29 protein-coding genes are annotated in these 24,712 nt (G+C 54.5%); 19 read left to right on the forward strand and 10 right to left on the reverse strand.

The window, feature by feature from the left end; genetic code table 11:
* Positions 1-14 precede the first annotated feature (14 nt).
* Genes V7Z75_RS00100 through V7Z75_RS00140 form a run of 9 tightly spaced genes read left to right on the forward strand, consistent with a single transcriptional unit; the run spans position 15 to position 5,847 of the window.
* The gene (locus V7Z75_RS00100) at positions 15-341 is read left to right on the forward strand and encodes a DsrE family protein (RefSeq protein ID WP_334106206.1); all 327 of its coding nucleotides are present in this window, start codon (positions 15-17) and stop codon (positions 339-341) included.
* A 10-nt stretch (positions 342-351) separates the two neighbouring features.
* Positions 352-762, forward strand: a complete 411-nt coding sequence (locus V7Z75_RS00105; protein ID WP_334106208.1) for a DsrE family protein — start codon at positions 352-354, stop codon at positions 760-762.
* A 1-nt stretch (position 763) separates the two neighbouring features.
* Positions 764-1,144, forward strand: a complete 381-nt coding sequence (locus V7Z75_RS00110; protein ID WP_334106210.1) for a hypothetical protein — start codon at positions 764-766, stop codon at positions 1,142-1,144.
* 11 nt (positions 1,145-1,155) lie between these two features.
* A complete protein-coding gene (gene argC, locus V7Z75_RS00115) occupies positions 1,156-2,238 on the forward strand; it encodes an N-acetyl-gamma-glutamyl-phosphate reductase (protein WP_334106212.1) in 1,083 nt (360 codons plus the stop codon).
* Positions 2,239-2,284: 46 nt separating this feature from the next.
* Positions 2,285-2,533 carry a hypothetical protein gene (locus V7Z75_RS00120; protein WP_334106214.1) on the forward strand — a complete coding sequence of 83 codons (249 nt, stop codon included), beginning with the start codon at positions 2,285-2,287 and terminating at the stop codon, positions 2,531-2,533.
* Entirely contained in the window at positions 2,530-4,005 is a 1,476-nt protein-coding gene (locus V7Z75_RS00125) for a cbb3-type cytochrome c oxidase subunit I (RefSeq protein ID WP_334106216.1), read from the forward strand. Before V7Z75_RS00120 ends, V7Z75_RS00125 begins: the two co-directional genes overlap by 4 nt.
* The gene (locus tag V7Z75_RS00130) at positions 4,002-4,619 is read left to right on the forward strand and encodes a cbb3-type cytochrome c oxidase subunit II (RefSeq protein ID WP_334106217.1); all 618 of its coding nucleotides are present in this window, start codon (positions 4,002-4,004) and stop codon (positions 4,617-4,619) included. The genes V7Z75_RS00125 and V7Z75_RS00130 overlap by 4 nt, the downstream gene beginning before the upstream one ends.
* Positions 4,616-5,302: a c-type cytochrome gene (locus V7Z75_RS00135; RefSeq protein WP_334106219.1), complete on the forward strand. Its 687-nt coding sequence runs from the start codon at positions 4,616-4,618 to the stop codon at positions 5,300-5,302. The genes V7Z75_RS00130 and V7Z75_RS00135 overlap by 4 nt, the downstream gene beginning before the upstream one ends.
* Entirely contained in the window at positions 5,299-5,847 is a 549-nt protein-coding gene (locus V7Z75_RS00140; protein ID WP_334106220.1) for a hypothetical protein, read from the forward strand. Before V7Z75_RS00135 ends, V7Z75_RS00140 begins: the two co-directional genes overlap by 4 nt.
* On the opposite strand, the gene V7Z75_RS00145 is transcribed toward V7Z75_RS00140, so the two are convergent.
* From V7Z75_RS00145 to V7Z75_RS00175, 7 genes are all read right to left on the reverse strand, one after another.
* Positions 5,816-6,664 (reverse strand): CopD family protein, encoded by an 849-nt coding sequence (locus V7Z75_RS00145; protein ID WP_334106222.1) that lies wholly within the window; start codon positions 6,662-6,664, stop codon positions 5,816-5,818. The genes V7Z75_RS00140 and V7Z75_RS00145 overlap by 32 nt on opposite strands.
* 3 nt (positions 6,665-6,667) lie before the next feature.
* Positions 6,668-7,015 (reverse strand): copper resistance CopC family protein, encoded by a 348-nt coding sequence (locus V7Z75_RS00150; RefSeq protein ID WP_334106224.1) that lies wholly within the window; start codon positions 7,013-7,015, stop codon positions 6,668-6,670.
* Positions 7,016-7,200: 185 nt separating this feature from the next.
* The gene (locus V7Z75_RS00155; protein WP_334106225.1) at positions 7,201-7,890 is read right to left on the reverse strand and encodes a PEP-CTERM sorting domain-containing protein; all 690 of its coding nucleotides are present in this window, start codon (positions 7,888-7,890) and stop codon (positions 7,201-7,203) included.
* A 481-nt stretch (positions 7,891-8,371) separates the two neighbouring features.
* Positions 8,372-8,527, reverse strand: a complete 156-nt coding sequence (locus tag V7Z75_RS00160) for a hypothetical protein (RefSeq protein ID WP_334106226.1) — start codon at positions 8,525-8,527, stop codon at positions 8,372-8,374.
* Between the two features lie 373 nt (positions 8,528-8,900).
* Positions 8,901-9,587 (reverse strand): PEP-CTERM sorting domain-containing protein, encoded by a 687-nt coding sequence (locus V7Z75_RS00165; RefSeq protein ID WP_334106228.1) that lies wholly within the window; start codon positions 9,585-9,587, stop codon positions 8,901-8,903.
* Between the two features lie 164 nt (positions 9,588-9,751).
* Positions 9,752-11,248, reverse strand: coding sequence for a lipase family alpha/beta hydrolase (locus V7Z75_RS00170; RefSeq protein ID WP_334106230.1), 1,497 nt, complete (start codon positions 11,246-11,248; stop codon positions 9,752-9,754).
* A 102-nt stretch (positions 11,249-11,350) separates the two neighbouring features.
* Entirely contained in the window at positions 11,351-12,127 is a 777-nt protein-coding gene (locus V7Z75_RS00175; RefSeq protein WP_334106232.1) for a hypothetical protein, read from the reverse strand.
* Between the two features lie 295 nt (positions 12,128-12,422).
* On the opposite strand from V7Z75_RS00175, the gene V7Z75_RS00180 reads away from it, so the two are divergent.
* Together V7Z75_RS00180 and V7Z75_RS00185 are read left to right on the forward strand one after the other, a co-directional pair.
* Positions 12,423-14,141 carry a PAS domain S-box protein gene (locus V7Z75_RS00180; RefSeq protein ID WP_334106234.1) on the forward strand — a complete coding sequence of 573 codons (1,719 nt, stop codon included), beginning with the start codon at positions 12,423-12,425 and terminating at the stop codon, positions 14,139-14,141.
* The gene (locus tag V7Z75_RS00185; RefSeq protein ID WP_334106236.1) at positions 14,138-14,779 is read left to right on the forward strand and encodes a response regulator transcription factor; all 642 of its coding nucleotides are present in this window, start codon (positions 14,138-14,140) and stop codon (positions 14,777-14,779) included. The genes V7Z75_RS00180 and V7Z75_RS00185 overlap by 4 nt, the downstream gene beginning before the upstream one ends.
* 15 nt (positions 14,780-14,794) lie before the next feature.
* Here the strand turns inward: V7Z75_RS00185 and V7Z75_RS00190 are convergent, their stop codons facing one another.
* The 3 genes from V7Z75_RS00190 to V7Z75_RS00200 all read right to left on the reverse strand — a co-directional run bounded on the left by V7Z75_RS00190 (position 14,795) and on the right by V7Z75_RS00200 (position 17,611).
* Positions 14,795-15,433 carry a hypothetical protein gene (locus tag V7Z75_RS00190; RefSeq protein WP_334106238.1) on the reverse strand — a complete coding sequence of 213 codons (639 nt, stop codon included), beginning with the start codon at positions 15,431-15,433 and terminating at the stop codon, positions 14,795-14,797.
* A 119-nt stretch (positions 15,434-15,552) separates the two neighbouring features.
* Entirely contained in the window at positions 15,553-16,416 is an 864-nt protein-coding gene (locus V7Z75_RS00195) for a DMT family transporter (protein ID WP_334106239.1), read from the reverse strand.
* A 70-nt stretch (positions 16,417-16,486) separates the two neighbouring features.
* The gene (locus tag V7Z75_RS00200; protein ID WP_334106241.1) at positions 16,487-17,611 is read right to left on the reverse strand and encodes an aromatic ring-hydroxylating oxygenase subunit alpha; all 1,125 of its coding nucleotides are present in this window, start codon (positions 17,609-17,611) and stop codon (positions 16,487-16,489) included.
* A 455-nt stretch (positions 17,612-18,066) separates the two neighbouring features.
* Here V7Z75_RS00200 and V7Z75_RS00205 point away from each other — a divergent pair, with 455 nt between their 5' ends.
* From V7Z75_RS00205 to leuD, 8 genes are all read left to right on the forward strand, one after another.
* The gene (locus V7Z75_RS00205; RefSeq protein ID WP_334106243.1) at positions 18,067-19,245 is read left to right on the forward strand and encodes an acetylornithine transaminase; all 1,179 of its coding nucleotides are present in this window, start codon (positions 18,067-18,069) and stop codon (positions 19,243-19,245) included.
* 19 nt (positions 19,246-19,264) lie between these two features.
* Entirely contained in the window at positions 19,265-20,185 is a 921-nt protein-coding gene (gene argF / locus V7Z75_RS00210; RefSeq protein WP_334106245.1) for an ornithine carbamoyltransferase, read from the forward strand.
* A gap of 45 nt (positions 20,186-20,230) precedes the next feature.
* Positions 20,231-21,451 carry an argininosuccinate synthase gene (locus V7Z75_RS00215; protein WP_334106247.1) on the forward strand — a complete coding sequence of 407 codons (1,221 nt, stop codon included), beginning with the start codon at positions 20,231-20,233 and terminating at the stop codon, positions 21,449-21,451.
* A 26-nt stretch (positions 21,452-21,477) separates the two neighbouring features.
* Complete coding sequence (ppnP, locus tag V7Z75_RS00220) at positions 21,478-21,789, forward strand: pyrimidine/purine nucleoside phosphorylase (protein WP_334106249.1); 312 nt, start codon at positions 21,478-21,480, stop codon at positions 21,787-21,789.
* 97 nt (positions 21,790-21,886) lie between these two features.
* The gene (locus tag V7Z75_RS00225; RefSeq protein WP_334106250.1) at positions 21,887-22,381 is read left to right on the forward strand and encodes a YajQ family cyclic di-GMP-binding protein; all 495 of its coding nucleotides are present in this window, start codon (positions 21,887-21,889) and stop codon (positions 22,379-22,381) included.
* Positions 22,382-22,460: 79 nt separating this feature from the next.
* Positions 22,461-23,867, forward strand: a complete 1,407-nt coding sequence (gene leuC / locus V7Z75_RS00230) for a 3-isopropylmalate dehydratase large subunit (RefSeq protein WP_334106252.1) — start codon at positions 22,461-22,463, stop codon at positions 23,865-23,867.
* Positions 23,868-23,890: 23 nt separating this feature from the next.
* Positions 23,891-24,019, forward strand: coding sequence for an entericidin A/B family lipoprotein (locus tag V7Z75_RS00235; protein WP_334106254.1), 129 nt, complete (start codon positions 23,891-23,893; stop codon positions 24,017-24,019).
* A gap of 11 nt (positions 24,020-24,030) precedes the next feature.
* Complete coding sequence (gene leuD / locus V7Z75_RS00240) at positions 24,031-24,669, forward strand: 3-isopropylmalate dehydratase small subunit (RefSeq protein ID WP_334106256.1); 639 nt, start codon at positions 24,031-24,033, stop codon at positions 24,667-24,669.
* Positions 24,670-24,712 lie beyond the last annotated feature (43 nt).

A 24,712-nucleotide genomic window follows, 5' to 3' on the forward strand; every position in this document is an offset into this window, starting at 1 on the left:
ACAAGGAACGGAGCATGAAAGATTATTTATTTATCCAAAGCCAGGATCATTTCTACGATGCCAGAACTCGTGCGCAGTATGAAATGGCAATTGCCCTGGCGGAAACGCAGCAGAACGTCAGCATTCTGCTGGTGCAGAATGCGGTGCTGGCAGCACGAAAAGGAGTGAAGCACACCATGTTTGATACGCTGGGTGCTTACAGGATCAAGGTATATGCGGATGAACTATCGCTGCAGCAAAGGGAAATCCAGCCAGACGACATTCATGCAGGCATCAACCAGGCCAATATCAAACTCGTCATTGACGCCATGTTGAACGGCGACAAGGTCGTTTGGTGGTAAAGGAGCTGACATGGAACGCAAGACATTGACTTTTGCCTTTATGGATCCACCCTTCGAAAACGAAAGGACAATTACGTTTTTCAGGATCGTGGATGCTGCGCTGGATGCAGGCGCGGATGTGCAGGTGTTTGCCTATGAAGGCGCCGCTGCTCTGGCCTTCGCCTTGCAAAAGGCGCATGGAAATTCTGTGCACCAACGCGATACGGCTACGGAGGCGCACCCACTGACTAAGGATTGGATTGCCGCCCTGCAGAGCAAGGCGCAACGCCTGGGATTACAACTGGATTGGGTCAATTGCGGCCTGTGCGTGGACGAGCGCGGCGTCAACGAAAGCATTCCCGGCTGCCAGCGCGGCTCCCCGGCAGATTTGTGGCGCTATGCCGCCGGTTCGTTCAATACCTTGGCTATCGGGACGCGATAACATGAAAATTCTGCAAATTGTCGAACAGGCCTATAGGACGCTGGTGGAAGAGCAGGACGACACCATTCTCTGGCTGACGCAATCCATGGCGGGCGCGGGCGCCAACCTGGAAGTCCTGCTGTCGGGCAACGCAGTGTATTACGCGGTGCTGAAGAAGCGGCAGCCTGCCATTACCATAGGCGATTGGGTGCAGCAGGAGCCTGCGGATATCCCTGGCGACCTGGAGCGGATATTGGCGCAGGACATCCCGGTGTATGTGCTGGACGAGGAGCTGACCGAACGTGGGCTGCATGCTGGCATGCTGCGACAGCGGGTGCAGGCTATTGACAGGAAGCGGCTTGCTGTCCTTTACAACCAGGCCGACCAGGTTTGGCAATGGTGATTTAGCGCGCCATGCTGACGCCTATACAACTTATCCGACGCATCCGCCAGCCCAACATTCGGGTGGGTGTGGTGGGTGGAACAGGTTATGTGGGCGCGGAGCTGGTCCGGCTGCTGGCAGAGCACCCGCAGGTGCGGCTGCATGCGGTGACTTCGCGCAGCCAGTTGGGGAAGTGCGTGAACGAGCATTTCCCTTATATTGCCCGGTTTCTCAATCTCAGGTTTGTAGCGCCGGACCATTCCTCCTTGAGGGGATGTGATGTGGTGATTTTTGCCACGCCGCCGGGAACCACGATGCAATATGCCCAGTCATTACTGAAACAGGGCATACGCGTGATTGACCTCTCTCCCGATTTCAGCCTGGGGGATGAAGAAGCATGGGAGTCCCGTTTCGGTGCCGGGCATCCCTGCGCGGCATTGATTTCCTCAGCGGTGTTCGGGCTGCCCGAAATCAACCGGCGCGCCATCAGGAAGGCCGCATTGGTCAACAGCCCAGGCAGCTACAGCACTGCCATCATCCTGGGCGTTTTGCCTCTGTTGAAAGCACACCTGCTGCAAGCTTCATTTCTGACGGCAGATATCGTGGTCGGGATGACAGCCCACGGCAGGGTGGCTTTAGAAACGGAAGTGTCTGGAGAAAGCCCAGAAACGCTACAGGCTTTCGATGTTGATCTCCCGCTGGTGAAAGCGGAAGCAGGGCGTGTCATTTCCAGCATGCATGACGGTCTCGTGGAGTTGAACTGCACCCTGCATTCCGCCCCGTTGATCAGCGGCTTGCATGCCACGTTGACGCTACATGCGGACCCGCGCATCAACCTGTTCGAGCTGTACCAGGGTTTTTACGCCAAAGAGATTTTTGTGGATGTGCTGCCTGCCGGGAGTGTGCCGGAAACTCGGAATGTTCGAGGCTCCAATTACTGCAAGATCGCACCGCATCGGCAAAAGGATGGTCAGGCCACCATCCTGGTGGCACTGGATAACCTGATCAAGGGCGCCGCCGGACAAGCCATACAGAACCTGAATATCATGTTTGGATTGCGCGAGGCGGCAGGGCTGCGCGCAATCAATACCGACCCTAAAGGACATACTGCATAACCTAAGTCACTGTTACCCATTTTTCATCATTCCAGCAGGAGGTGCTATGTTTGCCGATTCATTCGTGTTGATTATCCTGACCTTGGCCGTAGGATTGCCTCCGCTGGTGTTCCTGTTCATGGCATTGGCAGCGGGCCACCTGGACGATGATGGCTCTTCCGCCACTTCTATTTTTGAAGCCGAAGAGCTGCATTACGCGCGACCGTGGGAAACCCGCAAACAGTTGCAGGAACGCGTGCAGCAGCATGGCTACCTGACAAACAACCCACGGGATGAATGGGAGCGCTGGCTATGAATACTACTCATGCAGATATTGATCATCACGCCAATCCACAGTTGCAGAACCGGGCCAGTGCCGAGGAAATGGCGCTGTATGACCAATCCGGCAGGAAGCCTGTATTGCTGGGTTTTTTGATTGCGGTGATCTGGCTGTTGCTCGGCACGGTGCTGGGCGATCTCAGCAGCTTCAAGTTCGACCATCCGGACCTTCTGACCGGGCAGGCCTATCTTACTTTTGGCCGCGTCCGTCCCGCGCACCTCAATGCCATGGTCTATGGCTGGGCGAGCACGGCTATGTTCTCCGTTTCGCTGTGGCTGATGCCGCGGTTATGCCGCACGCCGCTGCGATGGGGTGGGCTGGCGATGGCAGGCATCCTGGTCTGGACATTGGGATTGGTGATCGGCATGGTGCTGTTGCTGGCTGGTTATAGTGACGGCCTGGAATGGCTGGAGCTGGACCGCCAGTGGGCAGACCCCTTGCTGGTGCTTGGCGCCACCATGGTCGGGGCTGCAGTATGGCGGACGCTGGCGAATCGCAGGGTGCACCACATGTATGTCTCGGTTTGGTATTTGGCGGCTTCCTATCCGTGGTTCCTGGTTATTTTCCTCGCGGGCAACCTGCCCATCTATCACGGTGCGGAATCTGCCGCGGTCAATTGGTTTTATGCGCATAACGCCCTCGGCCTGTGGCTCACCGCAGTCAACCTGGCGCTGATCTATTACCTCTTGCCCAAGATCATCGGCAGGCCGATTTATTCCTACTGGCTGTCGCTGGTCGGCTTCTGGGCGCTGGCATTTTTCTATGCGCTCAACGGCATGCACCACCTCATTGGCGGGCCGATTCCTTCATGGATGATCGCCACTTCCATCTCAGCCAGCATCATGATGGTGATTCCCGTCATCGCCGTGGGCATCAACCAACACATGACCGTGGTGGGACGCTTTGGCGCCATGCGCTATTCGCCAGCGCTGACATTAGCCGTGATCGCGGCAATGTCCTATACCGCCGTTTCCCTGCAAGGCACGCTCACAGCGCTGGTCAGCGTGAGCCGCATCACGCATTTCACGCATTGGACCATCGCCCACTCCCATCTTGGCCTGTATATGTTCGTCACGCTCTCGCTGTTCGGCGGCATGTACTACATATTGCCGCGCGTGCTGAAACGGGAATGGCCCAGCCGTACCCTGATACGCGTCCATATATTGCTGACAGGCGGCGGCATGGCGCTGTACATCATTGCGCTTGGCATCGGCGGCGTGTTGCAGGGCCTGAACCTGCTGACGCCCGAAGTGGGATTCCAGGCATCGGTGGAAAGCACCAGGTTCTGGCTGATGTTGCGCAGCGTTTCCGCTGTGATCATCTCCGTGGGGCATATCGCCTTCATCTACCATGCCTGGCTGCTCGCATTTTCTCGTAACGGGCGCTTCACGCAAGCTCCACCTTTTATCGAGTTCAAGCCGGTATTGGTGAAAAGGAGGAAATCATGACCAGAATCCTCGTATTGATCATGGGAGCGCTGGCGACCGTGATCTTCGCCCTCGTGATATTGGTAATTCTTCCCAAGAGCATGCTCTCCGGCCTGGAAGCGCCGCCGCAACTCAAACAGCCCACCCCGCAGCAGCTGGCGGGGCGGCAGATCTATATCAGCAATGGCTGCATCTATTGCCATACGCAGCAGGTGCGGGATTCCTCTTTCACCACCGACGTGCAAAAGGGCTTGGGCAACCGGCCTTCGGTGCCTGCGGATTATGTTTATGATGCTCCTCATCTGATGGGCACCATGCGCACCGGCCCCGATCTGTTCAATGTCGGCGCGCGCTTGCCGGACCGCAACTGGCATCTGGTGCACCTGTACCAGCCACGCGCATTGGTGCCTTGGTCCATCATGCCGAGCTTTCCTTTTCTGTTCGAGCACAAGGCCAAGGCTGCAGATGGCGACAAGGTGTTGAATGTGCCAGCGGCCTTTGCACCCAAGAGTGGTGTGGTCGTCGTCACGCCAGAAGCGGAAGCGCTGGTCGATTACCTTGTGAGCCTGCAACACAACTATCCGGCACCCGCGAGTGCGGCAGATAACACAGCAGCCAAGGAGGAGCAGCCATGAGCAGAAGACATACGCATACGCCGCAGCCTGCGACTGCTAATCCGGTGAAAAAAAGCAATAGCACCATGCTGGACCTGCATGATCAGGTAATTTACGAAACCCCGGAGCCGTTTGAAGATATGATCAGCGGGCCTTCGTGGTTCTATCTGCTGGTCATCGTCACGCTGGTGGTGGGGGCTTTCTATCTGGGCCGGCACATGGGCAACCTGGATACGGCAGCGCACAACGGCTTTCTGCAGGCAACCCAGCCCGCGGGAAACCAGTCAACGCGAAGCCAGCTAGGGGCCGCGCCTGCGACAGCGGTATCCGGCGCTGCCATTTTCACCAGCCGCTGCGTGAGCTGCCACCAGGCCAGCGGGCAGGGCATCCCCGGCGCGTTTCCTCCGCTGGTCAAATCTCCTTTCGTATTGGGCGAGCCGGAGATTCTGGCGCATATCGTGTTGCAGGGATTGCAAGGCGAATTGCAGGTGGAAGGGCAGACCTATAATGGCATCATGCCGCCTTGGCAGGACCAGTTGAGCGATGAGGAAGCAGCAGCGGTCATCAACCATATCCGTAATGAGCTTGGCGATAACAAGGCAGGCAAGGTAGATGTGGAATTGATCAAGAAGGTCAGGGAGGACGGCAAGGACAGGAAAACTCCCTGGACGGCTAAAGAATTGGAGGCGCTGGGCAAATCATGAACAAGCATCCGAACACAAGGGAAACAGTGACCATCTCCGGTTTTTTCCGCCAACAGCAGCAGGCGGAGGCAGTATTGGCGGCCTGTCTGCAACGCGGCATTCCGCGCGATCTCATCGACCTGGCATTGTCAGAGCAGGCAGCCTCCAGGTTCACGGCGCTGAAGCCGGGCAAGAATACCGACAACTGGTTTGCCTGGACAGGCAAAGGGGCCTTGGCTGGCTTGCTGATCAGCGCCTTGCTGACCTTGGGCATCATCATGGTCAAGGGCTATGAAATCAGTAACCAGATGGCGATGGTTCAATTGCTGGGGCCGGATATTGGCATTATGGTGGGCGCTGTTCTCGGCGCGCTTTATGGCTGGCTGCATGAAAGCGATACCAATCGGCTGATGCAGCGTGCCGCAGGGCGAGATGATGCCATGCTGCTGCTGGTATATATGCAGCCACCCGAAGAAGCCTCGCAACTGCAAAAGATATTCAGCCAGCAGGGCGGGCTGGACATCCGCATCGAGCCTAATTTGCCGGGCCAGACGGTAGCTGCGTGAGCAGGGCGACGGCTGACATCAGCAACAGGGCAAGGAAATACTCCAGGCTTACGCCGTTGTCATAGTCGATATCGGACATAGGCGGTTGCTTCAATTGCCGCCGCAGCAGGGCCGCGCAACCCATGACGAAGGCGACCAGCACCAGCTTGATAGCCAGCATCATCATATAGGCGTATCCCAGCCCTTGCTCTTCGCCATATTGCAGCAGAGCCCGGATGACGCCGCTGGCCAGCGCCAGCATGAAGACCGGCAATGCGAGGCGCGAGAAAAACTGCAAGTCTCGCCAGCCTGTGGTTTCAGCCCTGGTCAGCCGGAACACCACCAACAGACTCAAGCCGCCAAACCAGAGCAAGGCGCAGCTTAAGTGCAGCCAATCTACCCAGAATATCCATTGGCCGATGCCGTTCTCGCCTGCATGCGAGTTCCAGGCCAGGGCGAACAGCATGACCATCAAGCCCATCAGTCGTATATAAGGCTGGCTGCTGATGGCGCTGATGAGCAAGAAGATGCCAAAACCTGTCCAGATCATGCCAAATGAGGTGTGCAGCACTTGCGCGATATCAGAGAGCGCCGGTAAGGCCATATTGTTGGTATTGAAAGGGTCGGTGGATTCCAGCGCGATATTGCCGAGCAGGATTGCCATACCGCTGAAGCCGGACGCCACTGCCACGATGCGGTAATACAGGTTGTGCTTGAGGGGACGCTGCCAATGGAGCTCCCAAAGCCAGACGCCCAACAGCAGCGCCAGCGCGACATAAGCGCCGCCTCGCCCCAGGACGCCATCGAGCAGGTGGCTATGCTCCAGAAAAGCTGACATGGCTTATCGGATAGAAAACTGGATCTGGCCCCGCTGGCGATGGCCATCGCTGGATAACACACTCCAGCGTATGCGGTATTGTTTCAGTGCCGCCTTATCATTTTTGTCAGGTAGTGAAATAGTCAATGTGCGGTCGCCTGCCGTGGTTGGCAATTTGCGCCAGCTTCCTTCGTGCCAAAGTTCGGCTTGATGCAGCGTCGGCTCGATCTGTTTGTCGAAAAACAGGTTGAGTTGTGGCGGAGGCGTGGAAAGCACTGCTTCATTCTCAGGTTCGGATTTCACTAACTGGCTATGTCCCCAGCATGGCAAGGAGCACAGCAGCAATAACATGGCAAACAGCTTTTTGGCCATAGCATTTTCCTGTTTGGAAGAAAGAGTAAGTGCAACGACTTTGCTATGTGCCGATTTTATAGGCTATGGGGAGCGCTGTCAGGCCAGGGCCTGGGATTTCTGATATTGGGTTTGGGAAGTAACAGGGATTGGACAAATCTTGGAAGAGTATTACTACCAGTATCGGTAGTAATACTCTTGATGGATTAAGCGTGGAACTTGCTTGAACGGCGACGTGCTGCAAAGCCTACAGCGCCCAGACCAAGCATGAGCATGGCATAGGTGGAAGGCTCAGGAACTGCGGCCACTTGGTCGATCTGGAAAGCCAGCGACTGGGAGAAGCCGATGTTGAAGTTGAGGGTGTAAGAGCTGATTGGTGTTGCAATGTTGCTCAAGTCCCAAGAGAAATAATAGTAGTCAGCAGCAGTGCCGGTATCAATGGCATTGACCAGAGTACCTGCAATCGCTTGATTGCCACCGTTGTAGCTCAAGGTCAGGCTGAATGGAGTGCTGCCAAAGGAGGCGTCAAAATCATTGATGATGCCTTGGAATGCCAAGGAGGAGAGATTGCTGGCAACAGTATTATCGGTAAATGTAATGGAAGCATCACCATACATGCCTGCACCTGCTGGGTAGTAGGAACCAGAGATCAGGGTCAGCAGTGCATCGCCAGAGCCTGCCACGTTGCCGGCAGTGCCTGCAGCCAATTGGGCGGAGGTGAGAGGGGCAAGATTGCCGTTGGCATCTACACGGTTACGGTTGAGCTGATTCCAGCCATCGAAAGAGACAGAGTCACTGATGTCGATGAAACTTTCGTGAGTGGCATTCGCTTGGGCGAGACTGGCCATGCCGAGAAGTGCTGCGCCTACGGTGATGCGAAGTGATGAAAAAGTCATTTTATTCATTTCCTTAATGAGTGAGATGAAGAAATATCCGGTACCTCCAATAAATACCAGGACATCCAAAGCAGGCAGGCCCATTAATGAAAATGGCCTTAACTTGCTCGTTCTATCATTGTAAAAAATAACAAAAATAAGAACTATTATCATTATAGTTTATGATAATGGAGTATTTCAACCCAATTTTTAATAGGGTTATGTAGGTTTTTTGCATGATGGCATTGCTAGATGCTTAATGCCTGAAACTAGTCGCCATTTTAAAAATCCTGGAATGCGGATAGCAGGAGTACACCAATAGAATGGATACTGTATCGCCAAAGTCCGCTATGCTACTCAGGGTGTTCGGAGAAGACAGTTGGATAAGGGAAGTTACAGCCAGCAGCGTCTCTCGGGCTGACGAGGTTGATACTGAGTTTACATTCAGGCTTGGGAGGGCGGGCAGGAGATTGTCTGCTGATAAGCAAGACAGATGACTGACTCAGTCACCATCGGGTTTATTGAGCAGAGTCAATACTATTCCTACGCCGATGCCGACCACGGCGCCCAGCACCAGGTTATCCTGGGTAAGGCCAATGATAATGCCGACAATGGTCGCCAGCGTGAGGTTGAAGATTTCTTTATAGCGGTTTGGCATGTTGGCATTATAGGGCTGGATGCATGGGAGTGAAGGGTTAATTTTAATAATGGCTGGATAATAATCTAGTGAGGCCGCGCTATGTCTGTTTGCCTGACTACGACTCTGCTACAAAACATGGCGAGCCACAATATAGATATTATTCCCCTCGCATGGTGGCGACTGTTGAAATGAATGCGGGGAGAAGCGTAGTTCATACTATTTCCTGCTTTGCTTTTGTGATTGTGAGCCTATTCGAATGGAGTAGGCATGGAGAAATACAGGCAGAATAAAAAATCAGTTAGAGGAAAAGATCAACCCCGTGATATTGACGGGGTTGACAAGAAAAATCTGATAGAAACTAGGCCTGACCCATAAGATCTTCAAATACTAGTCAGCAGGCTCTCATTTGCAAAATATTACGACGACGCGAATGACCAGCGATCATGACGAGGCCGAGGCTTAGCAATGCAATTGTTGAAGGTTCCGGCACGGCGGCAATGAATACACCATCAATACCACCAGCATAGCCACCAATTGCGTTGTTGGGTCGCATGGCGGTGAATGTCAAATACATATCAGGTGCCGTAGCAATAAATGTTTCGCTAAAATGAAACCATTGTTGTGAGCCAAAGCCGTCGTGTGCCAGCACAGGCGTGTCAAAATCTATTCCTGCAATGTTTACTCGAACAAAACCTGAGTTGGCGTAATTGGAAGCAGCGGTCTGATCCAGGCCGATATTGGCATAGCTGAATTCCAGTGTGTACGTCAGACCAACTGTGAAACCATAGACATATTGTGCTGTTGCATCAAAGGCGCCTCCGCTGCCATTGTTGAGAATCGCAAGAAAAGTGCCACCGTCAGGCGAGGCTCCAATACCGGTTGCCCAGCCATTTAAGCCACCAACAGGAATGGTATCACCATCAGTATTAATCGACGTCCAACCTGGCGGAGGAGTTGTGATCGCTGGTGTGCCTGTCATGCTGCCGTTGATGACCAGATTTGCGGCGGATACCTCGCCGACCGGGTTCAAAAATACAATGGCTGCGGACGCAATAAAAAATCTAGTAATTGAATACATAATAAATTTCCTTTTAATGTGGCCGCATTTTTTGAAGTCAATGCCGAGTGCGGACGTTTGCTCGACAATCTAATGCATGAAAGAAACTTCTAGCCGCGAATCTGCTGAGAAAACCGCAGGTGAAAACTGCCATGATTGAGTTTCCATGCCGCCATTCCTGCGGTCTATTGCCATTTCCTCGTCTGCAGCCTCAGCTTTGCCTTGAACCCTTTCGCGGATTGCAGGGGAATGATGAATTCCTCGCCATTGCTCGCTACTTCGGCATCAAGCCCCCTGGTATCGCTCCAGGCATCATCGGCCAGGTTATAGCGTATGTTCCAGCCGTTTCCATTGGGCGTGGCGCGGATCACCACGGTATTCTGGAACAGGTTCTCGCCCGGCACGCTGTGATCCAGGAATAAAAATCCGTCGATTTCATAATCGGTGCTAGAAACGCGCAGCTCCACCCCGAAAACCAGAGTTCGTCCAACCGTAATCCTGGCGGTATCGAGAAATACCGAAAACAACACTGGCATGCGCGGCTCTTCCAGACCTTTTATTCTGTCAACGTGAAATAGTTCGTCATAGGTGCGAAAGACCGCGGAAAACGTCTCCTTGCGCCGCTCGGTGAGTTTGTAATCCATGGCGCCCCGTGGGGAGACAGTGGCTTCAAAATAGTAAGAGCCGCGCACTTCCTTCTTTTCGTCATAGGCTTTCTGGATTGCGGGCGGCAGGGGTAGGTTTTCCACCTCCAAAGTGCCGTCCATCAATACATCCCCGAACAGAAAGCGGGTCAGGTTCTGGTAACCTTCTTCCGAATTGACGATGCCGTAAGGGCCGCTATGGCTGCGATAGACAAAGGCGCGGCGGGTGCCTTTGACGGCGGCATTTTCGATCTTGACCAGGCCATCGCTCATTTCGCCCGCGAGGGTGCGCGAGAGCCCAGCGGCAACGGCGTAATCCTTGTGGTTGGTGCCGACCAGGCAGAAAAAGCGCTCGGGGTCGAACGTACCATTCAGATCGTCCACTCGTTTTGGTTTGCCGGGAAGCGCGAGGTATTTGGCCATCTTGTCGCGGTTGAAGTTGTTCATATCGAACATGCCGAGGAATTCAGGCACGTTCATGCCCGCCATCTCGATGCCGTTGTGCGGCGTGGCATAGGTAAACACCTTGTCCACCAGGCGCTTGGTCTTTTTGCTGGAAACGTCAGGATTCTGCAGGAAGCAGCGGCAGACCAGGCCGCCCATGGAATGGGCCACCAGATAGACCCGGAACACCTTGGCTGCTTCCTCGTCATCACCGCACACCTGGTCCCGGATTTTTTCGATCAGCGTGCCAAGACCTTCTGCCGCCTCGGTCACCGATAGCGCCTTGCCGCTTCCCAGGTCCTCGTCGCCCTGATCGTAATAACGGTAAATGACGATGCTGCGCGGGGAAAGCGGGCCTGTGCTTTCCTTGCCGCCATCGTAGATGTCGCGGTATTCGTAATCTTTCATCAACCGCACCAGCGGCGATTCGAAAATATGCTTGTTCACCTTGCCCGTCCAGTCCTGGCGGGTTTTTGTGGCACCCAGATTGAAACCCATGTAAGGCGTGGATACTGTCGCCTCAATCTCGCTCTTGGTCATCGCGTATCCGCGCACATAAATGATCGGGAAAAACGGTGGGGTGATGCGTGGCATATCGTCCTCCTTTGTTATCCTGGTTATGGAACACGCGGCTGGCGGCAACTCTTTGTTAGCGGTGCGGGTTCCTTTGATGTAAACGCTGGTTCTTATTGGATATCACTGGCATACAAAAACGCTCAAATACCATTTGGTGGGTTGCAGTGTTTCCTTGAGTCGGGATTCAATGCCATGATCTTTCAACCGCTGCTGGATAATCTTCGCAATCGACAGTTCTTCGGGCGGGTTATATCGAATCTCGTTTGAAGTAATACCATATCCCGGCTGTTGATTCACGCTATCGGGAAGCAGTCTCGAACGCCAGCGGCCAGATTCTTGCTGTTGACGGAAAGTCACTATCTTCTGGGCAATCGGTTCTGACGAAGCCTTCTTGGCTGCGCAATAGAAAACATCTATATCATAGCTGCCGATGCTGCCCTCTACAGGTGACGAGGGAACGGGTCGGGAGGGAGGGGCCGATTGCTTCAGGGATAATTCGGCTTGCTCCTGAAAAAAAGTGGAGCTCTCTTTGGCGGACTGCTTGACTTCCAGGTTGTTGGCGCCTACCGAAAGCACACTCAGCAACTTGTAGCGGAAAGGATCATCCGCCAATGATTCAACTAGCACTTTCAGGGCTTCTTCATCACTGGATGTTCTATCTTTCTTCTCCAGGATTTTCTTTACCTCCTGATAAAGGTCAAAAGATAACTTGCGGCTGGACTCGTCGCGCTTCAGTTGCGCTTCGGCTGCTTTCAACTTGAGATCAAGCTGCTGGGTTTGCGCCTGTAGCTCTTTGAGCTGCTCATCGAGTGGCAAAGCCTTCCAGGCCGCGGTCACCGCAATAGCCAATGAGATGACAGTCAATACTTTTGAGGTAGTGTCCAGGTTGATTGTCATTTTCCTGACCTTCTCGTGAGTAATGTTCAATAACGCTATGCAGCTACCTTGCCTTCATGGAGCCATGCCTAGTAAGCGCTTGATGGCGAACAATAAACATGAGCACTACGGTATTCCGATTCAAACGGGAACTCAATATGTTTTTTGGCTAAATAAAATGTTTTATTGGAGCTTCTTGCGAAAGATGCAGATAAGGTATCCAGACGAAAAATGCGCTGTCAGAAGCACTCTGACGCGAGTACATCAATGATTTATACTGGATGCATAAAAACGAGGCCAACCTATTGGATAGACGATGAGTTTACGAGTCCGGTTTAATCTCTTGATTACAGCTTTGCTGTTGATGCTGATGGTGGCGGTGGGCTATGTGGTTATCAAGGGTATGCGTATTTCCACGGAGGAGAGCGTGGAAGCGGCTGTGCGGGTAACGGTGCAGTTGTTGGATAATGTCATCATCAGTTCGCGGCAGAATCCGGAGTGGGGGTATACGCATGATGTGATGCATACCTTTCTGCAATCACTTGGACATGTGCGCAGCAGCGAGATTTTTCTTTATGACTCGCACGGTGAGTTGATGTACCAGTCGCCACCTTCCACTTATCGTGCCAATGAAACGCCACCGCGGTGGTTTGCTCGCATGGTGGAGCCTGCGCCGGAGGTGGTGTCGCGGCGTATCCGCTTTGGCATGCTGGTGGTGGCTTCGGATGCAGCCGGGGCGATTCGTGAATCCTGGGCCTCGTTCAAGAGCCTGTTGTGGATCGAGTTTGTCTTTTTCGTTTTGCTCAACGGCCTGATCTATTGGATGCTGGGGCGCTGGCTCAGGCCCGCAAACGATATCCTCAATGCTATTTCCGAGGTGGAGCAGGGTAATCTGGAGGTGCGTTTGCCTAGGTTCAGAGTGCCCGAGTTTTCGCGCATTGCGCAGAATTTCAACCTGATGGGCGAGTCGCTGCGCGAACGCACCGAAGAGAACCGCCGTCTGGCGTTGATCGTGCGGCAGGCGGCCGATGCCATCATGATTCATGACCTCAATGGCAATATCTCGTTCTGGAACCCCGCAGCACAGCGCATGTTCGGCTATGCGACGGAGGATATCCTTGGCCGGTCTGCCAGCCTGCTGGTGCCGCCCGGTCATGAAAGCGAGATCGAGCGTAACATGGCAACAATTGTAGCGAATAGCCAGGTGGATCTTTACGACACGCAGCGGGTGACACGCGATGGCAGGTTGCTGGATGTGTCGCTTACCGCCGCTCCGCTGACAGACCCGAAAACCGGGGAGATTATCGGCGAGATTTGCAGCATGCGCGATATCACTGAACGCAAACAGGCGGAGGAAACCGCGCGCAAGCTGGAAGAGAATCGCCAATTGACGCACCTGATCCAGCGGCATATCGAGGATGAGCGCCGCAGCCTCGCGCGCGAGCTGCATGACGAGTTGGGGCAATATGTGACAGCGATCAAGACCTTTGCTGTAGCGATTGCCAACAAGACCCGGACTGAAATGCCGGGCATAGAGGCCAGTGCTCAGACCATCGTGTCAGCTGCCAATCATATCTATGATGGCATGCACAACATCATTCGCCACCTGCGCCCAGGCTCTCTCGATAACCTTGGGTTGTCCGAGGCGTTGCGCGATGCGGTGGCTGGTTGGCAGGCGCAGAACCCGAACGTGACATTCACCCTGGAGTTGCACGGCAAGCTGGATTTGCTGGGAGAAAGCCTGAACATCAACCTTTACCGCATTGTGCAGGAAGCGGTGACCAATGCCTTGCGCCATGCGCAGGCCGACCGTATTGAGATCAGCCTTTCGCGTCATGAAAATGGTACCCTCACGCTTTTGATCAAGGATAACGGTATCGGCATGAGTATGTGCAATGTGGATCAGAGCCGCCATTTTGGCTTGCTGGGCATGCGCGAACGCACCCAGGCGCTGTATGGCAGCTTCAGCATTGATTCCCTGCCGGAACAGGGTTCCACGATCATGGTGACGATACCGGAGAAAGTAAGCTCATGAGCGCAACAATCAAGGTAATGCTGGTGGATGACCACGCGGTAGTGCGCATGGGGTTCAAATTATTGCTGGAATCCGATCCGGCAATTGAAGTCGTGGCCGAAGCGGAGAGCGGCGAGCAGGGTATCAAGCTCTATCAGGAGCACAAGCCGGATGTAGTGGTGATGGATATCACCATGCCTGGCATGGGCGGACTGGAAGCCATTGACCGTATCAAGGCCAAGGATGAGCATGCACGCATCCTGGTGCTCTCGGCTCATGAGGATTCCGTGCATCCCAAACGGGTGCTGAATGCGGGTGCAATCGGTTACCTGACCAAGCGCAGCGCGGCAGAAGAGCTGATCAAGGCGATACACACCGTGGCGGGCGGCAAGATGTACCTGGAGGCCAATGTAGCCCAACAGATGGCGATCCAGCAGATTTCCGGGCAGCAGAACCCGGTGGATGTATTGTCCGACCGCGAGTTCGAGGTGTTCATGGCACTGGCCAAGGGCAAGACGACCAATGAAATTGCAGAGGTATTGTGCCTTTCACCGCGCACGGTAGGCACGCATCTTTACAATATCAAGCAGAAACTCAACGCCAACAACTCTGCTGAAATTGCCTTGATCGCCATGCGTTCCGGGTTGATCGACCCTTAATCAGATTGAGATAATTCAGGGCTGGCTGAATGAGGGTTGGCCTGCGGCCTGCTTGAAAGCGCGTTGTGATTGCATGCGATAGCGGGCGATGTGCAGGTCGCCTTGCCCGGAGATTTCCACTACCAGTTCCTGGCCGCTGCTGACGCGGCCAAGCTCGGGCGGTATCAGGAAAGTGACCGGGGCTTGCGGCGCATTGAGCGCAGCGCCCACTGCCATTTGCCAGTGTGGCAATTCCTGTATTTGTGATAAGTCGTTTCCACGCAGTCTGGCTTGTTCCAGCACGGCTGTTTTTTCCTCTCCCAATACCAAGTTCCAGACCTCGATGGCTACCAGGTGGCTGGCGGTGGCTGATTGAGCATTGTCATACATGGCATTGCTTGCCGTCGCCCCTGGAAGTGGTTCGGTGGAAGGCTTGATTTCGGTAAAGCCAGCGTTGAGGAATGCGGTCCAATATTCGTCGAATTGCGGTGTCCGGGCAGGGGAAGTACTGCTGTTGCCGTGACCAGGGATGGATGCGGTAGCCATTGGAGGCGAGGAGGGTGCCATGGTGTTGGGGTCACGCAGCAAATGCGCTTCGTAGGCATCAGAAGTAACCTTGTCTGCCGCGCGCATCAATAGCGATGAAGCAACTTGTTGCGCAATCGGGCCACTCATGCAGGCTGACAAGCTGCAGGCAAGCATACATGCGTAAATGGCACTACGCAGACTGGTCAGTATCTGAAGGAGAGAAAATCGGTCCATAAGTTATGTATACGGATGCGGCGGGCTAAAGTTTAACCTTTATTCGGACGAGGCGTGAAGCAAACGCTGATAATGCCGCTGAGTATGATCAGACCGACCGCCAGCCAACGATCAGCCGACAAGGTTTCTCCCCAGATCAGGATGCCGAACAGGCTGGCAAGCACTACGGTGGTATAGGCCAGGCTGCCGACGACCAATGGGCTGCCGGTGCGATAGGCGCGTGTCAGGGCAAGCTGGGCGATGGTGGCGGAAGCGCCCAGTCCCAGCAATGTAAGGAGGTCGCTCCAGTCTGGCGGGGTGAAATGATAGAACATCATCCACAATCCGCTCCCTATGGTGCAGACCAGCGTGAAGTAGAACACGGTGCGCCAATCTGGCTCCCCGGCACGGCCCAGTTGGGTGACATGCACATAGACAATGCCGGCCATGGCGCCTGACAGCAGGCCGATGGCCCCGGCAATCAGTTCGTTCATATGCAGGCTGGGCTTGAGCAGCAAGATGACGCCGGTGAAGCCGATGGCTACTGCCAGCAGCAATATTTTGCGCGGCTTTTCATGCAGCATGAACGGCATGGCCATGGCGAGAAACATTGGCGATGTATAGTTGAGGGTAATGGCGGTGGCTAGCGGCAATTCGCTGATGGCGAAGAAAAAGCAGATCAACGAGGCAAAGCCGAGAATGGCCCGTTTCATGTGGGTGTTGATGAGCCGGGTTTTGAGCGAGCCGCCGCGGAGGCGGGTGACGATGATGATGAAGAGCAGGCCGAACAGCGAGCGGTAGAACACCAGTTCGGCGCTGCTGAATTTTTCCGCCCCCAGTTTGACCAATACGCCCATGATGGCGAAGAAAAAAGCGGCAACCAGCATCCACAAGCTGCCTAGTCTGGGTAGGTTCAAGGTCTTCTGTCTTTCCGGCCTGTAAACAGGCTTTTATCGTGAGCAGGCAGCGCTTTGCCGCATGCTTTGCTTATTTCAGGTGAGGGTCCAATTGGCGGTGCAGCCATTCGTGGAAATGCTGCATGCCGGTTTCCATCGGATGCTGATAAGGGCCGCGTTCGTCAATCCCCTGTGCCGCCAGGGCGCGGCGACCATCGTGCATGCGCTGGCAGATATCCATATCCTCCACAGCGGTTTCTGTGTAGGCAGCCTGCTGCGCGGCAACGAATTCCTCCTCGAACAAGGCGATATCTTCAGGATAATAGAACTCGACCACATTGGTGCAGGCTTCTGGCCCGCGCGGAATGATATTGGACACCACCAGGGTGTTCGGATACCACTCGATCATGAGAAAAGGGTAATACACCATCCAGATAGCGCCATACTTGGGCGGCTGCGCCTGGTTGTAGCGCAACACTTCGTGATGCCATTTGTCGTAGATGGATGAGCCGGATTTTTGCAGGGCTTTATGCACGCCGACGGTTTGCACGCTGTACCAGTCGCCGAATTCCCAATGCAGGTCGTCGCAGTTGACGAAATGGCCGAGGCCGGGGTGAAAGGGGCCGACATGGTAATCTTCCAGATAAACCTCGATGAAGGTTTTCCAGTTGAAGTTGTATTCGTCCACCATCACCCGGTTGAGCTTGTAGCCGGTGAAATCGAAATCCTGGCGGCAGCCCAGCTTGTTGAGGTCTTGCGCGATATTGCGTTTGCTGTCGAACAGCAGGCCTTCCCAATTCTGTAACGTGGATTTGTTAAGGTGCAGGCAAGGATTCTGGTCGAAATGCGGCGCGCCCAGCAGCTTGCCGTGGGTATCGTAGGTCCAGCGGTGCAACGGGCAGATGATGTTTTTGGTTTTTCCGCTGCCCTTGAGCATGAGTGCCTGCCGGTGACGGCAGACGTTGCTGATGAGCTCGATGCCGCTTTCATTGCGCACCAGCGCCTTGGCGTGATTCATCCAAGAAAGGGTGTGGTAACTGCCGATCTCGGGCACCATGAGCTCATGCCCGATATAGTTGGGCGCTTGCGCAAAGAGATGCTGCTCTTCGAGTGCGTAAATGGCGGGGTCGGTGTACCAGGAAACAGGCAGCTGGGAGCTGAATTGCGGATCATGGCCCTGATTGGGCAACTTGATAACAGAGGCTAGCGATACCATAGCGATACAGGCGAGTGGGTTGACACCTTAAATTAAAGTTTTAAAAATTCAGAGCAACATTAGATTCTGCCCTAAATTCAAGGATTTTGGAATCCATAGCGGCCAACTGCTTATATACAGGATTTTAGGGGCTGGCTACGCGCCTATTCTTGCCTAAATGCAGGAATTGCGCTACTCTCAAAGACTTGAAGCGAAATGCCAAGTGACTTGAAGTTTTGGAATTCGGATGCCTTTGCTAAAGACGGCCGAATGGGTATTTTAAGAATTAACGAGGACTCTCCATGAAGAACGTAGTGCGCAAGGTAGCAACGGGTATTGCCCTACTGGCAGCCATTCGACTGCTGAAAAAGCGCGTGCTCGTCCGCTGAGAGTGCCGTATGGTGCTGTAACGGCGGCTGGGGCCGCCGTTTTTGTTTTTGAGCGTTAAGCTTTCCAAATTAAAGGCTGGAGCTGCAATGTCTGATCACTTGATGAATACTTATGCTCGCCAACCGGTGACTTTCACCAGGGGCGAGGGCGTATGGCTTTGGGATACTGAAGGCAAGCGTTATCTGGATGCCTTGTCGGGGATTGCCGTCAATGGGCTCGGACATGCCCATCCTCGGCTGGTGGCCGCCATCAGTGAGCAGGCTGGTCGCTTGATTCATGTCTCCAATGTCTACGGCATCAACGAGCAGGCCAAGCTTGCGGACAAGTTGTGCGAAGTCTCGGGCATGGACAAGGTATTTATCTGCAATTCCGGCTGCGAGGCCAACGAGGCTGCGATCAAGCTGGCTCGGCTGTATGGTCATAACAAAGGTGTGGAAAATCCTGAAATCATCGTGATGGAGCGGTCATTTCATGGTCGTACCCTGGCTACCTTGTCTGCTACGGGCAATCGCAAGGTGCAAGCCGGTTTCGAGCCGTTGGTGAGTGGTTTCATCCGCGTGCCGTTTGACGACCTAGAAGCCGTGCGCCAGGTGGCGGCAAGCAACCCGAATGTGGTGGCTATCCTGTTGGAACCTATCCAGGGCGAAGGCGGCATCAATGTGCCCAAGGACAGCAATGCGTATTTCAAGGGTTTGCGCGAGATCTGTGATGCGCACGGCTGGCTGCTGATGCTGGACGAGGTGCAGAGCGGCATGGCGCGTACCGGCACCTGGTTTGCATTCCAGCATACCGATGTCATGCCGGATGTCATGACCCTGGCCAAGGGGCTGGGTTCGGGCGTGCCGATTGGTGCTTGTGTCGCGCATGGCGCAGCGGCCGAAGTATTCACCTATGGCAAGCATGGTTCGACTTTTGGCGGCAATCCGCTGGCTTGCAGCGCGGCATTGGCGACACTGGAAATCATCGAATCTGACGGACTGCTGGCGCATGCTGAGAAACTCGGTAACTGGATGCGCGATGCCTTTACCGAGCAGCTCAAGGCTGTGCCTAGTTTTGTGACAGTGCGTAACTCTGGCTTATTGCTGGGTATAGAACTGGATCGCCCCTGTGGTGATTTGGTCAAGCAGGCGCTGGAAGCCGGTTTGCTCATTAACGTCACCGCGGAAAAAGTCATCCGTCTGCTGCCGCCGCTCATCATGAGCGAGCAGGAAGCGCAGCAGGTCGTGGATATTCTGACCCCTTTAATCAAGAGGTTCTTGGCTTAATTGCCAGGGAAGAAACACTATGACAATCAAACACTTTTTACAACTGAATGATCTGACCGGGGATGAGTTGGCGCACATTTTTGAGCGCACCCGCTGGATCAAGGAGCAGTTCAAGGCATACAAACAATACTGGCCGTTGAGCGATCGCACCTTGGTCATGATCTTTGAAAAAGCCAGTACCCGTACCCGATTATCCTTCGAGGCTGGCATGCAGCAATTGGGAGGATCGGCGATTTACCTCAATACCCGTGATTCCCAGCTTGGGCGCGGCGAGCCGGTCGAGGATGCTGCACAAGTCATCTCGCGCATGAGCGATATCGTGATGATCCGCACCTTTGAGCAGGAAATCATTGAGCGTTTTGCCGCGAATTCGCGCGTGCCTGTCATCAATGGCCTGACCAACGAATACCATCCTTGCCAGATTCTGGCGGACATCTATACCTTCATTGAGCAGCGCGGCTCGATCCAAGGCAGGACCGTAGCCTGGATCGGTGATTCGAACAATGTTTGCAATACCTGGCTGCAGGCGGCAGAGGTATTTGGTTTTAACGTGCATGTTTCCACCCCTCCAGGCTATGAAGTGGAGCCAGAGCGCGCTAACCTCTATGGCACCGACCATTACGAGGAGTTCGAGGACCCGATGGAAGCGGCGCGTGGCGCGGACTTGGTCACGACTGATGTCTGGACCTCCATGGGTTTCGAAGCGGAAAATGAAGAGCGCCGCCGCGACTTCCAGGATTGGCAGGTGGATGCCGATATGATGCGCATGGCGGGCAAGGATGCCTTGTTTATGCACTGTCTGCCTGCACATCGTGGTGAAGAGGTTGCTGCTGAAGTGATTGACGGACCGCAGTCAGTGGTCTGGGAAGAGGCCGAGAACCGGCTGCATACACAGAAAGCATTGATGGAATATTTGTTGTTGGGCAGGGTGCAGGCGTAAGTTGCCTGTGAGCAAAACTGGATTGATCGAGAAAGAAACAGCGAAATGAGTGATGTAAAGAAAGTTGTGCTGGCCTATTCCGGCGGCCTTGATACTTCCGTGATCCTGAAATGGTTGCAGGATACCTATCAGTGTGAGGTGGTGACCTTTACTGCGGATATCGGTCAGGGCGAAGAGCTGGAGCCTGCGCGCGAAAAGGCCAAGAAGTTCGGCGTCAGGGAAATCTATATTGACGACCTGCGCGAGGAATTCGTGCGCGACTTCGTGTTCCCGATGTTCCGCGCCAATACCGTGTACGAAGGTGAATACCTGCTGGGTACTTCCATCGCCCGTCCGCTGATCGCCAAGCGCCTGATCGAGATCGCCAACGAGACCGGCGCCGACGCCATCTCCCACGGCGCCACCGGCAAGGGCAACGACCAGGTGCGTTTCGAGCTGGGCGCATATGCGCTCAAGCCCGGTGTTAAGGTGATTGCACCATGGCGCGAATGGGATCTGCTTAGTCGAGAGAAGCTGCTGGCCTATGCCGAGCAGCACGGTATCCCCGTCGAGATGAAGCATCGCCAGGGCGGCAGCCCATACAGTATGGATGCCAATCTGCTGCATATTTCCTACGAAGGCCGTCATCTGGAAGACCCGGCTGCCGAGGCTGAAGAGGATATGTGGCGCTGGACTGTGTCTCCCGAGCGTGCGCCGGACGAAGCGGAATATCTGGAGATTGAGTATCGCCATGGTGATCCGGTCGCCTTGAATGGCAAGGCGATGAAGCCGCATGAAATCCTTGCGGAATTGAACCGTCTGGGCGGCAAGCACGGTATTGGCCGCCTCGATCTGGTGGAAAACCGCTACGTGGGCATGAAGTCGCGCGGCTGTTATGAAACTCCTGGCGGTACCATCCTGCTCAAGGCGCACCGCGCGATAGAGTCCATCACTCTTGACCGCGAAGTGGCGCACTTGAAGGACGACCTGATGCCGCGCTATGCGAGCATGATCTACAACGGTTACTGGTGGAGCCCTGAGCGCGTTGCCCTACAAACATTGATCGACCATACCCAGCAGACCGTCAATGGATGGGTTAGGCTCAAGCTGTACAAGGGCAATGTGATTGTAACCGGCCGCGATTCCAAGACGGATTCGCTGTTCGATTCTACCATTGCCACCTTTGAGGACGATGCGGGCGCCTACGATCACCGTGATGCTGGTGGCTTTATCAAACTGAATGCCTTGCGCATGCGTATCGCAGCAAACCTGCGTAACAAGAAATAATCAACCCAACTCTCAGGAGAAGCATCGTGGCACAGTTCGACAATGTAAGCGTCAAGAAAAAAGCCAATGTATATTTTGATGGCAAGTGTGTTAGTCATACCGTGCTGTTCCCGAACGGCACGCGTGCGAGCGTGGGTGTGATTTTCCCCGGTACACTGACGTTCAATACCGGCTCTCCCGAGCTGATGGAAATCAACAGCGGCGCCTGCAAGGTGCGCCTCAATGGCGAAAACGAGTGGAAGGTGTATGGTGCAGGTGAGAAATTCACTGTGCCAGGCAATTCCAGCTTCGATATTGAAGTAACAGAAACGCTGGACTATGTCTGCCATTTTGAATGAGTGTTACAGCATCTGCATGTGCTGAGTATTTTTAATTGCATGCTTTATGCCGGGTTTGCCGGCATGTAGTGTTGAATTTGCATGAGGATAGATAACGATGCCTTCATTTGATATTTCTTCTGAAGTCGATATGGTCGCATTGAAGAATGCGGTGGATGTCGCTGGCCGCCAGATCACTAACCGCTATGACTTCAAGGGTACTAGCGCGAGTGTCGAGCTAAACGAAAAGGATAGCCTGATCACCTTGCATGGCGATTCGGATTTCCAGCTCGACCAGATCAAGGCCATCCTCCTGCCCGCGATGGAAAAGAAGGAGGCCGACAGCGCCAAGCGCCTGGATCACCAGGACGTGCAGAAAATATCTGGCAACAAGGTTAAGCAGGTGCTCAAGATCAAGGCTGGCATTGATGCCGAACTGGCCAAGAAAATTGTCAAGCTGCTAAAGGATAGCGGTCTCAAGGTGCAGGCCAGCATTCAGGGCGACGAAGTGCGCGTGACGGGCGCCAAGCGCGACGTGCTGCAGGAGGCGATTGCCTTTGTCAGGAAGTCCATTACGGATTTCCCGATGCAGTTCGGCAACTTTCGCGATTGAGATTGCAGTCATTGAATCTGTGATAATTGCCCGCATATAAAACAGGGTAGCCAAGCAATATTCGTTTCAGAAAGATCGTATGTCAGCAAAAACGCTTTACGACAAATTATTCGATTCCCATATAGTGCGTGAAGATAACGGCACTGCGCTGATTTATATCGACCGCCACTTGGTGCACGAAGTGACCAGCCCGCAGGCGTTCGAAGGCCTGAAGTTGGCCGGGCGCAAGCTGTGGCGCATCAATTCCGTACTCGCGGTACCGGATCACAATGTGCCGACTACGGACCGCAGTCAGGGCATTGCCGACCCGATTTCCCGCCTGCAGGTGGAAACACTGGATCAGAACTGCAGCGATTTCGGCGTGACCGAATTCAGAATGGGCGATGCGCGTCAAGGTATCGTGCACGTCATGGGTCCAGAGCAGGGCGCGACCTTGCCTGGCATGACCGTGGTCTGCGGCGATTCCCATACTAGCACTCATGGCGCCTTTGGCGCGCTGGCGCATGGTATCGGCACTTCGGAAGTCGAACATGTAATGGCGACCCAATGCCTGGTGCAGAAGAAATCCAAGGCTATGCAGGTGCGTGTAGAAGGCAAGTTAGGCTTGGGCGTGACTGCCAAAGATATTGCGCTGGCTATTATTGGAAAAATCGGCACGGCCGGCGGTACTGGCTACGCCATCGAGTTTGCTGGCTCCGCCATTCGAGATTTGAGCATGGAAGGGCGCATGACGCTGTGCAATATGGCGATCGAGGCAGGTGCGCGTGCAGGCATGGTGGCGGTGGATGACACTACCATCAACTATGTCAAGGGCCGTCCGTATGCGCCCACGGCGGAGCAATGGGATGCTGCCGTGGCCTATTGGCGCACCTTGCATAGTGACGAGGGCGCAAAATTCGATGCGGTGGTCGAGCTTACGGCCGAAGACATAGAGCCGCAAGTGACTTGGGGAACCTCCCCGGAGATGGTGACCGCCGTCAATGGTAAAGTGCCGGATCCGGAACAGGAAAGCGATCCAACCAAGCGCGGCGGCATAGAGCGTGCCTTGCAATATATGGGATTGGAAGCCAATACCCCGATAGAGCAGATCAACATCGACAAGGTCTTTATTGGCTCCTGCACCAATTCCCGGATCGAGGATTTGCGTGCTGCGGCTGCCGTAGCCAAGGGCAAGCATGTAGCGCCCAACGTCAAGCTGGCAATGGTGGTGCCTGGTTCCGGCCTGGTCAAGGCGCAAGCCGAGCAGGAAGGCCTAGACAAGATTTTCAAGGAGGCCGGGTTTGAATGGCGTGAGCCAGGGTGCTCCATGTGTCTGGCCATGAATGCAGACCGGCTGGAGCCGGGTGAGCGTTGCGCTTCCACTTCCAACCGCAACTTTGAAGGCCGCCAGGGGCCGGGCGGGCGGACGCACTTGGTCAGCCCTGAAATGGCCGCTGCGGCAGCGGTGACCGGGCATTTTGTCGATGTCCGCCAGCTGTTGAACTAAACTCTGGCGGAAGGAAAACGCCCATGAAGCGGATCGCGATGATGTTATTGCTGGTGCTGGGCAGCCTTTCGCTTACTGCCTGCAACACCATCAATGGCGTAGGCAAGGATATCGAACAGGCTGGCGAGGCCATTCAAAAATCAACCAAATAACTGGAATAGTGATGCAAGCATTTACCCAATTGAACGGGCTGGTGGTGCCATTGGATAGAGCCAATGTGGATACCGATGCCATCATTCCCAAGCAGTTTCTCAAGTCTATCAAGCGTGCGGGTTTCGGCCCCAATGCCTTTGATGAATGGCGCTATCTCGACCATGGCGAACCAGGCATGGACAACAGCAAGCGACCGCTTAACCCGGACTTCTCGCTGAATCAGCCGCGTTACCAAGGCGCGAGCGTATTGCTGGCGCGCGAGAATTTCGGCTGCGGCTCCAGCCGCGAACATGCGCCATGGGCGTTGCTCGACTATGGCTTCCGCGCCATTATCGCTCCCAGTTTTGCAGATATTTTCTTTAATAACTGTTTCAAGAATGGCATCCTGCCCATCACTCTGCCTGCCGAACAGGTGGATGCACTGTTCCAGGAGGTGGAGCCTACGGAAGGCTATCGCCTGTTGATTGACCTGGAGTCGCAGACCATCAAGACCCCACGAGGCCAGCAATATAGCTTTGATGTGGACGCCTTCCGCAAGCATTGTCTGCTGAACGGCCTGGATGACATCGGTCTGACCTTGCAGCATGTGGATGAGATCAAGGTGTTCGAGGCCAGGCACAAGGCTGCCCAGCCTTGGCTGTTCAACTGATGCTGCCGGGCCGTGCCACAGGGAGGCGGCCTGATTTAATCAT

This window comes from Methylobacillus sp., from assembly GCF_036844465.1.
Lineage (GTDB): Bacteria > Pseudomonadota > Gammaproteobacteria > Burkholderiales > Methylophilaceae > Methylobacillus.

What these genes read in the sequence shown, in the direction of transcription:
- V7Z75_RS00100 (WP_334106206.1), top strand. Translation starts at nt 15, where the DNA reads ATGAAAGATTATTTATTTATCCAAAGCCAGGATCATTTCTACGATGCC.
- V7Z75_RS00105 (WP_334106208.1), top strand. Translation starts at nt 352, where the DNA reads ATGGAACGCAAGACATTGACTTTTGCCTTTATGGATCCACCCTTCGAA.
- V7Z75_RS00110 (WP_334106210.1), top strand. Translation starts at nt 764, where the DNA reads ATGAAAATTCTGCAAATTGTCGAACAGGCCTATAGGACGCTGGTGGAA.
- argC (WP_334106212.1), top strand. Translation starts at nt 1,156, where the DNA reads ATGCTGACGCCTATACAACTTATCCGACGCATCCGCCAGCCCAACATT.
- V7Z75_RS00120 (WP_334106214.1), top strand. Translation starts at nt 2,285, where the DNA reads ATGTTTGCCGATTCATTCGTGTTGATTATCCTGACCTTGGCCGTAGGA.
- V7Z75_RS00125 (WP_334106216.1), top strand. Translation starts at nt 2,530, where the DNA reads ATGAATACTACTCATGCAGATATTGATCATCACGCCAATCCACAGTTG.
- V7Z75_RS00130 (WP_334106217.1), top strand. Translation starts at nt 4,002, where the DNA reads ATGACCAGAATCCTCGTATTGATCATGGGAGCGCTGGCGACCGTGATC.
- V7Z75_RS00135 (WP_334106219.1), top strand. Translation starts at nt 4,616, where the DNA reads ATGAGCAGAAGACATACGCATACGCCGCAGCCTGCGACTGCTAATCCG.
- V7Z75_RS00140 (WP_334106220.1), top strand. Translation starts at nt 5,299, where the DNA reads ATGAACAAGCATCCGAACACAAGGGAAACAGTGACCATCTCCGGTTTT.
- V7Z75_RS00145 (WP_334106222.1), bottom strand. Translation starts at nt 6,664, where the DNA reads ATGTCAGCTTTTCTGGAGCATAGCCACCTGCTCGATGGCGTCCTGGGG.
- V7Z75_RS00150 (WP_334106224.1), bottom strand. Translation starts at nt 7,015, where the DNA reads ATGGCCAAAAAGCTGTTTGCCATGTTATTGCTGCTGTGCTCCTTGCCA.
- V7Z75_RS00155 (WP_334106225.1), bottom strand. Translation starts at nt 7,890, where the DNA reads ATGACTTTTTCATCACTTCGCATCACCGTAGGCGCAGCACTTCTCGGC.
- V7Z75_RS00160 (WP_334106226.1), bottom strand. Translation starts at nt 8,527, where the DNA reads ATGCCAAACCGCTATAAAGAAATCTTCAACCTCACGCTGGCGACCATT.
- V7Z75_RS00165 (WP_334106228.1), bottom strand. Translation starts at nt 9,587, where the DNA reads ATGTATTCAATTACTAGATTTTTTATTGCGTCCGCAGCCATTGTATTT.
- V7Z75_RS00170 (WP_334106230.1), bottom strand. Translation starts at nt 11,248, where the DNA reads ATGCCACGCATCACCCCACCGTTTTTCCCGATCATTTATGTGCGCGGA.
- V7Z75_RS00175 (WP_334106232.1), bottom strand. Translation starts at nt 12,127, where the DNA reads ATGACAATCAACCTGGACACTACCTCAAAAGTATTGACTGTCATCTCA.
- V7Z75_RS00180 (WP_334106234.1), top strand. Translation starts at nt 12,423, where the DNA reads ATGAGTTTACGAGTCCGGTTTAATCTCTTGATTACAGCTTTGCTGTTG.
- V7Z75_RS00185 (WP_334106236.1), top strand. Translation starts at nt 14,138, where the DNA reads ATGAGCGCAACAATCAAGGTAATGCTGGTGGATGACCACGCGGTAGTG.
- V7Z75_RS00190 (WP_334106238.1), bottom strand. Translation starts at nt 15,433, where the DNA reads ATGAGTGGCCCGATTGCGCAACAAGTTGCTTCATCGCTATTGATGCGC.
- V7Z75_RS00200 (WP_334106241.1), bottom strand. Translation starts at nt 17,611, where the DNA reads ATGGTATCGCTAGCCTCTGTTATCAAGTTGCCCAATCAGGGCCATGAT.
- V7Z75_RS00205 (WP_334106243.1), top strand. Translation starts at nt 18,067, where the DNA reads ATGTCTGATCACTTGATGAATACTTATGCTCGCCAACCGGTGACTTTC.
- argF (WP_334106245.1), top strand. Translation starts at nt 19,265, where the DNA reads ATGACAATCAAACACTTTTTACAACTGAATGATCTGACCGGGGATGAG.
- V7Z75_RS00215 (WP_334106247.1), top strand. Translation starts at nt 20,231, where the DNA reads ATGAGTGATGTAAAGAAAGTTGTGCTGGCCTATTCCGGCGGCCTTGAT.
- V7Z75_RS00225 (WP_334106250.1), top strand. Translation starts at nt 21,887, where the DNA reads ATGCCTTCATTTGATATTTCTTCTGAAGTCGATATGGTCGCATTGAAG.
- leuC (WP_334106252.1), top strand. Translation starts at nt 22,461, where the DNA reads ATGTCAGCAAAAACGCTTTACGACAAATTATTCGATTCCCATATAGTG.
- V7Z75_RS00235 (WP_334106254.1), top strand. Translation starts at nt 23,891, where the DNA reads ATGAAGCGGATCGCGATGATGTTATTGCTGGTGCTGGGCAGCCTTTCG.
- leuD (WP_334106256.1), top strand. Translation starts at nt 24,031, where the DNA reads ATGCAAGCATTTACCCAATTGAACGGGCTGGTGGTGCCATTGGATAGA.